This is a genomic window from Streptomyces himalayensis subsp. himalayensis (genome assembly GCF_013778455.1).
GTDB lineage: Bacteria > Actinomycetota > Actinomycetes > Streptomycetales > Streptomycetaceae > Streptomyces > Streptomyces himalayensis.
The window spans coordinates 124,078-136,629 of record NZ_JACEHE010000014.1 but is presented as its reverse complement, the minus strand read 5'-3'; the positions used below and the strand labels follow the sequence as shown (position 1 = coordinate 136,629).

The following is a 12,552-nucleotide window of genomic DNA, read 5'->3' as shown; positions in this document are numbered from 1 at the left end:
CTGCGTCAACTCCTGTGCCTGTGCGGCCGTTTCGTTCTTCTCGCTCATCTCCGTGTCGCCTTCCCCCGTGGAACCTTCAGTTCGACCTCTGTGCCCTGACCCGGTACCGAGATCACCTCGGCCGTGCCTCCCATGTCCCGCAGCCGGCCCCGGATCGACAGGGCCACACCGAGGCGGCCCTCCCCCTCGGCCTGGGCAAGCCGCCCCTCGGGGATGCCGGGACCGTCGTCCCGCACGGTCACGATGACCGCGTCCGGCTCGTCCTCGACCAGGATCCAGGCCCGCGCGCCGTCGCCGGCATGGTTGCGGACATTGTCCAGGGCGGCACTGACAGCGGCGGCGACCTCCTTCGCCGCGGCGGGTGCGAGCAGCACCGGGGCGCCCGGCTCCGAGAGGGTCACCCGCGCTCCGGCGTGCGGTGCGAGCAGCGAGCGCAGGTCGCACGGCGCGTCCGCGGCGTCCTCGTCGTCCGGTACTTCCACCACGCGTACGACCGCCCCCTGGGAGGCGTCCTCCGACGCGTGCGAGGCGGGCACCAGGCCCCCCGCGACCAGCGCCCTCAGGGCGGCCTCCTGCTCACCCGCCATGCGGCCGAGCTCAGCGGCCTCACCGCCGAGCGCCGAGCCGCGGCGCTGCACCATGGCGAGGACCTGGAGCACGCCGTCGTGGATGTCCCGGGCAAGCCTTTCGCGCTCGCGCGTCGCGGCCTCGATCTCCAGGGCGCGGGCGAGGGTGCGCTCGGAGGCGCGGGCGACCTCGACGACGTAGCCGATGGCGATGGAGGCGACCCAGACCAGCAGGACGTTGTGGAAGGTGTCCTGGCTGAGCGCGCCGCGCTGGACGATGTTGGCGCCGCCGACGAGCGCGGAGGCGACGGCCGCCCAGCGCCAGCCGCCCTTGAGGGCGTACGCGAGGACGGCGCCCGCCGTCCATATGGTCGGCAGGGTCGGTCCGCCGGCCACGATCCGCTCGTGCGCGTCGGCGACCGGTGTGAGCAGGATGCCGGCGAGCGCGATGGTGAGGTCGGTGACGAGGAACCACCTGGTGCAGCTGGCCGCGCTCGCGACCTGGCGCAGCGTGGCCAGCGTCCAGACGAGGAGCACCGCGAAGTAGGCGACGGCCACCCAGGGGCGCACGAACTCGTCGTACGCGGAGACGAAGAGCGCGATCGCGTACAGCATGGTGAGGACGCGGTACGCGGTGAGCGCACGCCACAGCGGCTGCTCGACCGACATCCTCATGACTCGCTCGCGCTTGGCCATGCTCCCCCACCCTCAGGTTCCCCACCCTCGGCGCCGCCGGCGGCGGCGCCACTACGAGCCGGACCGCTCCCGCTCCGTTCCGCCCTTGTCGCCGGCGTCCTTCACCGCTCTGGCCTCCGCCTTGGCCGCTTCCCTCTCGGCCTTCGCGGCCTCCGCGATCTGCCGCTTCGCGGCCGTCGCGTAGATGTCGACGTACTCCTGGCCGGAGAGCTTCATGATCTCGTACATGACCTCGTCGGTCACCGCGCGCAGCACGAACCGGTCGTGCTCCATGCCGCTGTAGCGGCTGAAGTCCAGCGGCTTGCCGATGCGGATGCCCGGGCGCATCAGCTTCGGGACCACCTTCCCCGGCGGCTGGATCTTCTCGGTGTCGATCATCGCGACCGGGATGACGGGCGCACCGGTGGCGAGCGCCACGCGCGCGAGGCCTCCGGGCTTGCCGCGGTAGAGGCGCCCGTCGGGCGAACGGGTGCCCTCCGGGTAGATGCCGAACAGTTCACCGCGCTCGATGACCCCTATGCCGCTCTTGATGGCCGCCTCGCCCGCTCCCCGCGCGCCCGAGCGGTCCACCGGCAGCTGGCCGACGCCCTTGAAGAAGGCGGCGGTCAGGCGTCCCTTGATGCCGGGCGTGGTGAAGTACTCCGACTTGGCGATGAAGGTGATCTTGCGGTCGAGGACGGCGGGCAGGAACAAGGAGTCCGAGAACGACAGATGGTTGCTCGCGAGGATGGCCGGGCCCTGGGCGGGCACGTTCTCGAGCCCTTCCACCCAGGGCCTGAAGGCAAGCTTCAGCGGCCCTCCGATGGAGAACTTCATTGCCTCGTAGATCACCCGGGTGCCTCCTGTTTCCGTGGATCAGACCTTAACCCGTGCGGGGTCCTGGCTCCGCCTGAGCAGGCGGGCTCGACCGCGCCCGGATCTGGTCGGTGTCAGTACGGTCGCGTACGGTGAAGTACGCCTCCGAAGTGGGTCCACGCACGTGGTCGCCGGACCATTGCCGGGGGTACCCCGTCCGAGCCTCATGAACTGGAGACCGAAGGTGCCGGTCCTTCCTGGAGCCGAGCCGTACCGCCACGAGGGCGGAGAGGTCGGCGTCCTCCTCTGTCACGGTTTCACCGGTTCCCCGCAGTCGCTGCGTCCCTGGGCCCAGTATCTCGCCGGTCGCGGGCTCACGGTCGCGCTGCCGCTGCTGCCCGGGCACGGCACGCGCTGGGAGGACATGCAGCTCACCACCTGGCAGGACTGGTACGCGGAGGTGGACCGCGAGTTCCGCGCGCTCGTCGAGCGGTGCAAGCAGGTCTTCGTCGTCGGCCTGTCCATGGGCGCCGCGCTCGCGCTGCGGCTCGCGGCCAGGCACGGGGACGCGGTAAGCGGCGTCGTCGTGGTCAACCCGGCGAACAAGGTGCACGGCCTCTCGGCGTACGCGCTGCCGGTCGCGCGGCACCTCGTCAGGACGACGAAGGGGATCACCAGCGACATCGCCAAGGAAGGCGTCGAGGAGATCGGCTACGACCGGGTGCCCCTGCACGCCGCGCACTCCCTGCGGATCTTCTTCCGGCTGGTCGACGGCGAGCTTCCGCAGGTCACGCAGCCGTTGCTGCTGCTGCGCAGCCCGCAGGACCATGTGGTGCCGCCTGCCGACTCGGCCCGCATCCTCAGCCGGGTCTCGTCCACGGACGTCACGGAGATCCTGCTGGAACAGAGCTACCACGTGGCGACGTTGGACCATGACGCGGACCGGATCTTCGAGGAGAGCCATGCCTTCATCGGCCGGCTCGCTCCCGGCGCCGGCACGGAGCCGGGCGAAAGCGGGACCTCCGTCGCGGCGGGGATCCCGGAGAAGGCCGGCGGAACAGAGGACCCGGTCGGGGACAGGGAAGGGACGGCCACCGGTGGCTGAGCACGACGCGGACCGCGACGAGGGCCGCGAGCCGGAGGAGCGGGGCGTGCCGTTCGACGAGGCGGCCGCCTGGGCGGCGATCGTCGCCGGGTACGGCGAGGAGCCACCGGACCCGCCGGGCGCGAAGCCGTTCAAGTCGGTGGAGGACCTGGCGCTGCTGGAGATCGAGCACAACGCCCCGGGGCCGGCCGGCGCGGACAGGGATGCCGACGCGGACCAGGCCGAGGAGGCGTCCCCGGACGCACGGAACAAGCCCGACGAGGCCGACAAGACCGGCAAGCCCCTGGGCAGCTCCATCGCCTACGCCCCCGGCGTCGGCCCCCGCGACTACGTGGCACCGGAGCCGTCCGACGACGACTTCGACGCGGACGACGAGGGGCACTTCGTACCCCCGGAGCCGCCGCCCCTGCCCACCGCCGACACCACGGCCAAGTTCGCCTGGCTCGCCGTCGTCGGCGGCCCCGTGCTGCTGCTCCTCGCCATACTGCTCGGCTGGGACATGACCTGGTGGCTGACGACTCTCGGCATCGGCGGCTTCCTCGGCGGCTTCGCCACGCTCGTGGTGCGGATGAGAGACGACGACGAGGAGGACGACGACCCGGGGCGCGGGGCGGTGGTCTGAATCCCGGCGCCGTGCTGGCGTTGATGTGCGTCCCGGCGCTCCGAGAGCGGCGCCCGTTTAGGCGCAAAAAGGCGCAATTCTGAGGGCGGCCAGGACCGGCAGATGGTCCGTGGCCGCCCTCAGGTCCCTCTCGTGGACTCCAGGGTGACCCACAGGAACCCCGCAGCCGAGGATCTCCACGCCGGACGTCGCGAAGATCGCGTCGATGCGCTGGTGCGGATCGGCCGGGGTCGACGTGTACTCGGCGCCCCACGGCCTGGTGGCCCAGCCGTCCTGGAGTTCCGCGGCGAGCCGGCGGAAGGTGCGTCCGTCCGGGCGTTCGTTGATGTCGCCGCCCGCGACGGCGTACGGCACGCCCATCCCGGCGAGCCGGTCGAGCAGCATCCCGCCCTGCTCGTACCGCTCGTCCTCCTGCAGGCTCAGATGGCAGCTCAGTACGCCGAGCCGGGCGGCGTCCCCGAAGCGTACGACCGCGGTCGCGAAGCCGCGGCGATGCAGGCCGGGCGTGAGCGGCAGCAGGACGTCCTCGGTCCGCTCGACCGTGGCGCGCAGCGAGCACAGCAGCGCGGGACCGGCCGCAGTCGCCCCGCCGGAAAGGGTCACGAGACCGGAGGCGGCCGCGAGCCGGGCCAGCTTCTTGCGCCAGCGGAAGAACCGCGGCGCCTCCTGGATCAGTACGAGATCGGGCGCGCAGGCGCTGATCACCCGGGCGAGCGCGGCGGTGTCGTCGCGCATGGACCGGATGTTGTAGCTGAGCACCCGGATGATGGCCGAACCGTCGGGCTCGATACGGGAGTTGGGCAGCGGACTGGCGGGTGGGCTCGTCGGCATGGCGATCAAGATACGGCAGGGCGGTCGAGGCTGGTCTCTCCGAGCAGCACGCTAGCCGTCCTCAACACGACAGGGCGCGCCGTCCCCGACACGGCAGCGCCCGACACGGCAGCGCCCGACACGGCAGCGCCCGACACGGCAGCGCCCGCCGTGGCCCCCCATGGGGCGCGGCGGGCGCTGCCGGACGGCGCGTGACGCCTTGTGTCACATGATGGGGTCGGGCTCCCGAGCCAGGTCCGCGGCGCCGACCAGGCCGGCCTTGTTGCCGAGCTGGGCGGCGATGACCTCGGCCTGCGGACGCCAGTTGCCGCCGACGAGCCAGCGCTTGAAGGACTTGCGGATCGGGTCGAGGACGAGCTCGCCCTCGTCCGAGAGCCCGCCGCCGACGATGAACGCCGACGGGTCGAACAGCGAGGCGAGGTCGGCGAGGCCCGCGCCGGCCCAGCGGGCCAGCTCACGGTACGAGTCGACGGCGACCGGGTCGCCCTGGCGGGCCGCCATCGAGATGTGCTTGCCCTCGATGCCGTCGGGGGTGCCGTCGCCCATCGACAGCAGCACCGTGGCGTTCTCGGGCGTGGCGTTGGCCCGCTGCTTCGCGTACCGCACGAGGGCGCGCCCGGACGCGTACTGCTCCCAGCAGCCCTGGCTGCCGCAGCCGCACAGCAGGCCGTCCGGCACCATGCGGATGTGCCCGAACTCGGCGGCCACACCGAAGTGGCCGCGGCGCAGCTTGTTGCCGATGATGATGCCGCCGCCGAGGCCGGTTCCCAGGGTGATGCAGATGACGTTGCGGTGGCCCTTGCCCCCGCCGAACTTGTACTCGCCCCAGGCGGCCGCGTTGGCGTCGTTCTCGACGACGACCGGGAGGCCCACGCGGTCCTCGACCTCGGACTTCAGCGGCTCCTGCCGCCAGTCGATGTTGGGGGCGAAGTAGACGGTGGAGCGCTGGCGGTTGACGTATCCCGCCGCACCGATGCCCACGCCGACGATCTCGTGTCCTGCCCGCGCGCCCTCCACTGCGGAGGCGATGGCGTCCACGATGGCCTGCGGTGTGGTGGGGGTCGGCACCTTGAAGGTCGAGAGGATGTTGCCGTCCTCGTCGACCACGCCGGCCGCGATCTTCGTGCCGCCGATGTCGACGCCGATGGTGAGTCCCATGTGTCCCTCAGTTTTCGGTCGAGCCCCGCTAAGGCCAACCGTACCGCTTGCCGGGGACCCGCTCAGTCCAGGTCGATGTGTTCTCCGGGGCCCGGACCCTCGTCCTCGGGGCCGGGGCCGGGGCCGCGGGTCCACCGCCGCTCCTGCGACTCGACGGCCGAGCGGTAGGCGGCCAGCAGCTCGGATCCGGCGGCCGCCAGGTGGTCGAAGACCTCCGGGTTGCGCTCGATCACGGGCTCGACGGCGGCCTTGGCCTGCTGCACGAACTGGTTGACCACCTGCTGTGCGGCGCCTCCCGCGGCCGCGCCGAACAGCGGCGACTGGAGGCCGGAGAGCTTGTCGGCCACGGCGTCGACGAGCTTGCGCAGCTCCTCGGCGGCCGAACCGGGCTGGGCCCCGTGCTCGGCGCGGCGGCGCGCCTTCTCGGCCTCGAGGTCCTCGGCACAGGCCTTCGCCCAGGCGTCGGGGTCGAACGGTCCGGCGGCCTGCGCATCGTCGCCACGGACATGCGCCTCGTCGGCGGGTCCGGATGCGTCGGGGGTACCTCCCATGCCATTGAGGCTATGCGGGGGGTCGGTGGCGTCACTCATGAGGACAGACTCCTGCAGAGACCGGGGCTTGTGTCTTCGACGTTACCCGAACGGAGGTACGCCATTCACCGCACTGGGCCACAGATCCGGGTCCGGGACGAACCTGATGCGCAGCTCGCCGTCGCGCAGCCCCGCCCCGGCGACGGTGCAGCGGCGCAGCACCGACGGCAGCGGAACGATCCGGCGGAACTGCCCGGCGGTGACGACGATTTCGTCGCCGCGCCGGATCAGCTCGAGCTCGTCCCGGGCGCCGCCGGGCAGCGGGATGTGCCAGACCAGCATGCCGTCGTCGGCGAGGCGGTCGGCGACGGGCCAGCTCACGGGGGTGGGGGCGGCCGACGTCAGGGGCGCGTCGAGGGCCGCGAGGTCGTCGGCGCCGCGCGGGTCCCGGCCCAGGTGCGCCACCTCACGGACCGCGTACGTCCCGTCCCACTCGGCGAGCACCTTGCGCTGCTGGGCGGCGACGCCGCCGAGCCAGGGGTCGGCGGACGCCTCGGGCAGCACGCGGTTGGCGATCAGCACGTCCGTGCGCAGGCTGTGCAGGGCGAGGCCGGTGGCGGCGGTGCGCACGGCGTCGGCGCCCGCGGGGCCCGGCTCGGCGACCATCCGTACCGTCGTCTCGGGATCCTCGAGGACGGCCTGGACTCCGGCGAGTTCGAGGTCCCACCGGGCGGCCGTCTCGTACAGCCATGCGCCCGGCATGGGCACGCCGGCGAGGCGGCCGAGCACGGGGCGCAGGGCGCGGGCGGCCTGCCGCTCGGCGGGCAGCAGGCGGCGCAGATAGCGGCGCAGCTGCTCCGGCAGCGCGAGGACGGCGAGGGCCTCCGGGGTCGGGGGGAGGTCCACGACCAGCAGGTCGTACGGTGCGGCGGCCGCGTCGCGCAGGGCGCGCAGCAGGGCCAGTTCGCCGCTGCCGGGGAGCGGGGTGAGCTCCTCCTCGTCGAGGCGGGCGGCGCCCAGCAGGTCCAGCGCCGGGGCGGCACGGTCCTGGAGGGTGAGCAGATCGTCCCGGAAACCTTCCGCCGGGTCGGGCCGCAGCGCCGTGAGGCCCGGCTCGGGCTCGACCGGGTCCGCGCCGGTGGGCACGCCGAGCGCGGCGCCCAGGGTGTCGCTCCGGTCGGCGGAGATCACGAGGGTGCGGGTGCCCTGGCGGGCGGCCTGGAGCGCGGTGGCTGCCGCGAGGGTGGTGCGGCCTGAGCCGCCGGGGCCGGTGAGGAGGATGGCGCGCATACGCTCCCTAGCGGGGCTGAGGTTCTGGTCAGCGGCACCCGCCGTCGTGGGTTGTGCCCACCCGTTCCTCCCCCAGAGCCTTAAGGGCCTGGGGGCACCCCCAGCGGAACGCCTGCCCACAACGGTTACGCGGAACGCCGACCCACAACGGGTACGGGCTACTTCGACTCCACGCGCTTCTTCAGGCCTGCCAGGGCGCGGTCGATGATGACCTTTTCCGCCTTGCGCTTGATCATGCCGAGCATGGGGATCTTGACGTCCACGGTCAGCTGGTAGGTGACCTCGGTGCCGCCCTTGCCCGCGGGCTTGAGGATGTACGAGCCGTCCAGGGACCGGAGCATCTGGGACTTGACGAGCGTCCAGCTGACCTCGTTCTCGCCGGTCCAGGTGTACGCAAGTGTCTGGTCGTCCTTGATCGCGCCCGCGTCCATGACGAGGCGCACCTGCTCGGCGCGGCCCTTGTCGTCGGTGGCCAGGACCTCGGCCTCCTTCACCTCGCCCGTCCAGTCCGGGTAGCGGGCGAAGTCCGCGATCACCGCCATGACGTCGGCCGGCTCCGCCTCGATGGTGATGCTCGAGCTGGTGTGTTCCGCCATCGCCGTGGCTCCTCCAGATACGGTCCGGTCAGGACAGATGTCCATGCAGCGTGAAGGCTACCGCGCACACGTCCGCGGGCCGTCACCCGTCCTCGCGTCTTCTCGGCCCGACCGCTCCGGGGACCGTCTCCAGCCCACCCCGGCGAGCCCTCACCACTCCAGCGCGAAGGGCCGCCCCGACCCCGCGAAGTGCCCGACGTTCACGCACTCCGTGGCACCGATGCGCATGCGACGCACCAGCGGCTGATGGACATGGCCGAAGAGCGAGTAGCGGGGCCGGGTGCGCCGGATCGCGTCCAGGAGGGCGCGGCTGCCGCGCTCGAAACGGCGCGCCACCGTGTCGTAGACGAGCTCGGGGACCTCCGGCGGGATGTGCGTGCACAGCACGTCGACCTCGCCGACGGCCTCGATCTTGGCGGCGTACTCCTCGTCGCTGATCTCGTAGGGCGTACGCATCGGGGTGCGCAGTCCGCCGCCGACGAAGCCGAAGACCAGTCCGCCGATCTCGACGCGCTCGCCGTCGAGCACGGTGGTGCCGGGCCCTGCGTACTCGGGCCAGAGGTCAGGCATGTCGACATTGCCGTAGGTCGCGTACGTCGGAGTGGGGAAGGCCGCGAACATCTCGGCGTACTGCTTGCGTACCGCCTTCTCGATGGCCGTCGCGCGGTCCGTGCCGATGCCCGCCCACAGCCGGGCGCCGAGGGTGCGGGCCTCCTCGAAGCGGCGGGCGGCGCGCAGCTCGACGATGCGGTCGGCGTTCTCGCGGCCGAAGAGGTCGGGGAAGATGCCGCGCGAGTGGTCGGCGTAGTCGAGGAAGAGGACGAGGTCCCCCAGGCAGACCAGCGCATCGGCGCCGTCGCCGGCTCTCGCCAGATCGCGGGCGTTGCCGTGCACATCGCTGACCACGTGGATTCTGGTCCTGCTGTAACCGACGTGTGTAGCTGCCATGGTGATCACCCTAGAGCTGCCGGTCAAACGTGGGTAGAGGGTCCCGGACCTGCGGTAACTTCCCAGTCGGGAATTGCTTGGACTACTGTGCCCGAAGCATCGCCATGCACATGTGACGCAGCGAACATCTGGCCCGGACCCCCTATCGGAGAGGCCGTACCGATCGGTAACGTCCGGGCAGTCCAGTTGTGCTCAGGGTTTCAACTACTGAACCCGATGAGCACGCCCTGCCCGAGCCTTGGACCGCACCGTCGCATACGCACACTGTCGTGGCGCCGGTGCCCTATGAGGAGCAGCAGTCTTGCGCGAGTTCAGCCTTCCGGCCCTGTACGAGGTCCCTGCGGACGGCAATCTGACCGATATCGTCCGCAGAAACGCCTCACAGCACCCGGACGTCGCCGTCATCGCCCGTAAGGTCGACGGTGTCTGGCAGGACGTCACCGCCGCGGCCTTCCTTGCCGAGGTGCAGGCCGCCGCCAAGGGCCTGATCGCCTCCGGTGTGCGCCCGGGCGACCGCGTCGGACTGATGTCCCGTACGCGCTACGAGTGGACCCTCCTCGACTTCGCCATCTGGAGCGCGGGCGCGATCACCGTGCCGGTGTACGAGACCAGTTCGCCGGAGCAGGTGCAGTGGATTCTCGGCGACTCGGGCGCGGTCGCCTGCATCGTGGAGCTTGACACGCACGCGGCCGCCGTGGAGTCCGTTCGCGACCGGCTGCCCGCCCTCGGCCCGGTCTGGCAGATCGAGGCCGGCGCCATCGATGTCCTACGCCGCGTGGGCAAGGACGTCGACGACGCCACCGTCGAGGAGCGCAGCTCGGTCGCCAAGGCCGACGACCCGGCGACCATCGTCTACACCTCGGGCACGACGGGCCGCCCGAAGGGCTGTGTGCTGTCGCACCGCAGCTTCTTCGCGGAGTGCGGCAACCTCGTGGAGCGGATGCGCCCGCTGTTCCGTACCGGCGAGTGCTCGGTGCTGCTCTTCCTGCCGCTGGCCCATGTCTTCGGGCGGCTGGTGCAGGTGGCGCCGATGATGGCGCCGATCAAACTCGGCTGCGTACCGGACATCAAGAACCTGACCGACGAACTCGCCTCCTTCCGGCCGACGTTGATTCTCGGCGTGCCGCGCGTCTTCGAGAAGGTCTACAACTCGGCGCGTGCCAAGGCGCAGGCGGACGGCAAGGGCAAGATCTTCGACAAGGCCGCGGACACGGCGATCGCGTACAGCCGCGCCCTGGACACCCCGTCGGGCCCGTCGCTCGGCCTCAAGATCAAGCACAAGACCTTCGACAAGCTCGTCTACAGCAAGCTGCGCGCCGTGCTCGGCGGGCGCGGTGAGTACGCGATCTCGGGCGGCGCGCCGCTGGGTGAGCGCCTCGGCCACTTCTTCCGCGGCATCGGCTTCACGGTCCTCGAGGGCTACGGCCTCACGGAGTCCTGCGCGGCCACCGCCTTCAACCCCTGGGACCGGGCGAAGATCGGCACGGTCGGGCAGCCGCTGCCGGGCTCTGTCGTGCGGATCGCGGACGACGGTGAGGTGCTGCTGCACGGTGAGCACCTGTTCAAGGAGTACTGGAACAATCCCGCCGCGACCGAGGAGGCGCTGGCCCACGGGTGGTTCCACACGGGCGACATCGGCACGCTCGACGAGGACGGCTATCTGTCCATCACCGGCCGCAAGAAGGAGATCATCGTCACCGCGGGCGGAAAGAACGTGGCCCCGGCGGTGATCGAGGACCGCATCCGGGCCCACGCGCTGGTCGCCGAGTGCATGGTGGTCGGCGACGGCCGTCCGTTCGTGGGCGCGCTCGTCACGATCGACGAGGAGTTCCTGGGCCGCTGGGCCGAGGACCACGGCAAGCCGGCCGGCGCCACGGCTGCGTCCCTGCGCGAGGACCCCGACCTCGTCGCCGCCATCCAGAACGCCGTGGACGACGGCAACGCGGCGGTCTCCAAGGCCGAGTCCGTACGCAAGTTCCGCATTCTCCCGAGCCAGTTCACGGAGGACTCGGGCCACCTGACGCCGTCGCTGAAGCTGAAGCGGAACGTGGTGGCGAAGGACTACGCGGACGAGATCGAGACTCTCTATCGCGCCTAAACCGGCGCCGCTTTCGCGGAGCTGGTTGCTGTCCGTTGGGGTTCCTCAATTGATGGTTGCGGTGGGCGGGCGGGAAGTAGTTCCGCTCCGCCCACCACAGCCGTTCCCGGCTACCGGGGCCCACCCGGGTCCTATGTCCGTAGGGCTACAGCAACGCCTTCAGCCGCTCCGCCAGCAGGTCCCAGCGCCACCGCTCCTCGACCCACTCCCGCCCCCGCTCCCCCATCCGCTTCCGCAGCTCCGCATCGCCGAGCAGCGCGATGATCCGCTCGGCGGCGGCCCCGGGGTCCCCTCCGGGGACGACCCACCCGGTCTCCCCGTCGAGTACCGCGTCCGGCGCCCCGCCGGAGTCCCCCGCGACGACGGGAAGCCCGGTCGCGGAAGCCTCCAGGTACACGATCCCGAGCCCCTCGACGTCGAGCCCCCCGCGCCGCGTCCGGCACGGCATGGCGAAGACGTCCCCCGCGCCGTAGTGGGCGGGAAGCTCCTCCCACGGCACGGCCCCGGTGAACCGCACGGACGGGGCGACGCCGGTCTCGTCCGCGAGCCGCCGCAGCTCCTGCTCGTACGGCCCGCCGCCCACGACGAGCAGCACGGCCTCCGGCTCCTTCGCCAGGATCTGCGGCATCGCGCGGATGAGGGTGTCCTGCCCCTTGCGCCGCACGAGACGCGAGACGCAGACCACGACCGGGCGGTCGGTCAGACCCAGCCGCTCGCGGACCGCGTCGCCGCCCGAGCCGGGGTGGAAGGTCTTTTCGTCCACGCCCGGTGGCAGCTGGACCATGCGCGCGGCCGCCTCGGGCGTCAGCGCGGCGGCGATCCGGGAGCGGGTGTACTCGCCGAGATACGTGAGGGTGTCCGTCGAGTCGCCGATCCGGCGCAGCAGCCCGCGGGACGCGGGCAGCTGGGCCCACCCGGCCTCGTGGCCGTGCGTCGTGGCGACCAGCCGTTCCGCACCGGCCCGGCGCAGTGCCGGCGCCATCAGCCCGAGCGGCGCGGCCGCCCCGAACCACACCGACGTACAGCCGTGCTCCCGCAGCAGCGACACCGCGCACCCCGTCACACGCGGCGTCGGCAGCAGCATCGTCGTACGGTCGCGTACGACGGTGAAGGGCTGCTCCGCGTCGAAGGCCGCCGTGGCCTCGACACCCTCGCGGCTCCGCTTCCAGGTGGAGGCGTAGACGACGAGTCGCTCCGGGTCCAGGCGCAGCGCCATGTTGTGCAGGAATGCCTGAATTCCGCCCGGTCTGGGCGGGAAGTCGTTGGTCACGATCAGGGTCTTGTGCATCGTGGCGACAGTACCGAACGGTCGAGCAT

General features: G+C 71.7%; 12 protein-coding genes. 3 read left to right on the top strand and 9 right to left on the bottom strand.

From position 1 onward, the window contains the following. Positions 1-44: 44 nt before the first annotated feature. Complete coding sequence (macS, locus tag H1D24_RS22910) at positions 45-1,262, bottom strand: MacS family sensor histidine kinase (protein WP_181659531.1); 1,218 nt, start codon at positions 1,260-1,262, stop codon at positions 45-47. Positions 1,263-1,313: 51 nt separating this feature from the next. Continuing rightward, the gene (locus tag H1D24_RS22905; RefSeq protein WP_181659629.1) at positions 1,314-2,078 is read right to left on the bottom strand and encodes a lysophospholipid acyltransferase family protein; all 765 of its coding nucleotides are present in this window, start codon (positions 2,076-2,078) and stop codon (positions 1,314-1,316) included. A 223-nt stretch (positions 2,079-2,301) separates the two neighbouring features. Here H1D24_RS22905 and H1D24_RS22900 point away from each other — a divergent pair, with 223 nt between their 5' ends. Both H1D24_RS22900 and H1D24_RS22895 read left to right on the top strand, forming a co-directional pair. Then, a complete protein-coding gene (locus H1D24_RS22900) occupies positions 2,302-3,162 on the top strand; it encodes an alpha/beta hydrolase (RefSeq protein WP_181659628.1) in 861 nt (286 codons plus the stop codon). Next, positions 3,155-3,784 carry a hypothetical protein gene (locus tag H1D24_RS22895; RefSeq protein WP_181659530.1) on the top strand — a complete coding sequence of 210 codons (630 nt, stop codon included), beginning with the start codon at positions 3,155-3,157 and terminating at the stop codon, positions 3,782-3,784. The genes H1D24_RS22900 and H1D24_RS22895 overlap by 8 nt, the downstream gene beginning before the upstream one ends. Before the next feature lie 57 nt (positions 3,785-3,841). Here H1D24_RS22895 and H1D24_RS22890 read toward each other — a convergent pair whose 3' ends face one another. The 6 genes from H1D24_RS22890 to H1D24_RS22865 all read right to left on the bottom strand — a co-directional run bounded on the left by H1D24_RS22890 (position 3,842) and on the right by H1D24_RS22865 (position 9,137). Continuing rightward, positions 3,842-4,615 carry an endonuclease/exonuclease/phosphatase family protein gene (locus tag H1D24_RS22890; protein WP_181659529.1) on the bottom strand — a complete coding sequence of 258 codons (774 nt, stop codon included), beginning with the start codon at positions 4,613-4,615 and terminating at the stop codon, positions 3,842-3,844. 204 nt (positions 4,616-4,819) lie between these two features. After that, positions 4,820-5,773 (bottom strand): ROK family glucokinase, encoded by a 954-nt coding sequence (locus tag H1D24_RS22885; RefSeq protein ID WP_181659528.1) that lies wholly within the window; start codon positions 5,771-5,773, stop codon positions 4,820-4,822. A gap of 62 nt (positions 5,774-5,835) precedes the next feature. Next, entirely contained in the window at positions 5,836-6,324 is a 489-nt protein-coding gene (locus tag H1D24_RS22880; RefSeq protein WP_181659527.1) for a DUF5304 domain-containing protein, read from the bottom strand. An 81-nt stretch (positions 6,325-6,405) separates the two neighbouring features. Beyond that, on the bottom strand, positions 6,406-7,593 hold the full coding sequence (locus H1D24_RS22875) for an ArsA family ATPase (protein WP_181659526.1): 1,188 nt from the start codon (positions 7,591-7,593) through the stop codon (positions 6,406-6,408). A gap of 158 nt (positions 7,594-7,751) precedes the next feature. Continuing rightward, positions 7,752-8,189: an SRPBCC family protein gene (locus tag H1D24_RS22870; protein WP_181659525.1), complete on the bottom strand. Its 438-nt coding sequence runs from the start codon at positions 8,187-8,189 to the stop codon at positions 7,752-7,754. A 150-nt stretch (positions 8,190-8,339) separates the two neighbouring features. Next, positions 8,340-9,137 (bottom strand): metallophosphoesterase family protein, encoded by a 798-nt coding sequence (locus H1D24_RS22865; RefSeq protein WP_181659524.1) that lies wholly within the window; start codon positions 9,135-9,137, stop codon positions 8,340-8,342. A gap of 301 nt (positions 9,138-9,438) precedes the next feature. On the opposite strand from H1D24_RS22865, the gene H1D24_RS22860 reads away from it, so the two are divergent. Next, positions 9,439-11,235, top strand: coding sequence for an AMP-dependent synthetase/ligase (locus tag H1D24_RS22860; RefSeq protein ID WP_181659523.1), 1,797 nt, complete (start codon positions 9,439-9,441; stop codon positions 11,233-11,235). Positions 11,236-11,380: 145 nt separating this feature from the next. Here H1D24_RS22860 and H1D24_RS22855 read toward each other — a convergent pair whose 3' ends face one another. Next, positions 11,381-12,523: a glycosyltransferase family 4 protein gene (locus tag H1D24_RS22855; protein WP_181659522.1), complete on the bottom strand. Its 1,143-nt coding sequence runs from the start codon at positions 12,521-12,523 to the stop codon at positions 11,381-11,383. Positions 12,524-12,552: the final 29 nt, after the last annotated feature.

What these genes read in the sequence shown, in the direction of transcription:
- H1D24_RS22870 (WP_181659525.1), bottom strand. Translation starts at nt 8,189, where the DNA reads ATGGCGGAACACACCAGCTCGAGCATCACCATCGAGGCGGAGCCGGCC.
- H1D24_RS22905 (WP_181659629.1), bottom strand. Translation starts at nt 2,078, where the DNA reads ATGAAGTTCTCCATCGGAGGGCCGCTGAAGCTTGCCTTCAGGCCCTGG.
- macS (WP_181659531.1), bottom strand. Translation starts at nt 1,262, where the DNA reads ATGGCCAAGCGCGAGCGAGTCATGAGGATGTCGGTCGAGCAGCCGCTG.
- H1D24_RS22890 (WP_181659529.1), bottom strand. Translation starts at nt 4,615, where the DNA reads ATGCCGACGAGCCCACCCGCCAGTCCGCTGCCCAACTCCCGTATCGAG.
- H1D24_RS22880 (WP_181659527.1), bottom strand. Translation starts at nt 6,324, where the DNA reads ATGGGAGGTACCCCCGACGCATCCGGACCCGCCGACGAGGCGCATGTC.
- H1D24_RS22855 (WP_181659522.1), bottom strand. Translation starts at nt 12,523, where the DNA reads ATGCACAAGACCCTGATCGTGACCAACGACTTCCCGCCCAGACCGGGC.
- H1D24_RS22865 (WP_181659524.1), bottom strand. Translation starts at nt 9,137, where the DNA reads ATGGCAGCTACACACGTCGGTTACAGCAGGACCAGAATCCACGTGGTC.
- H1D24_RS22885 (WP_181659528.1), bottom strand. Translation starts at nt 5,773, where the DNA reads ATGGGACTCACCATCGGCGTCGACATCGGCGGCACGAAGATCGCGGCC.
- H1D24_RS22875 (WP_181659526.1), bottom strand. Translation starts at nt 7,593, where the DNA reads ATGCGCGCCATCCTCCTCACCGGCCCCGGCGGCTCAGGCCGCACCACC.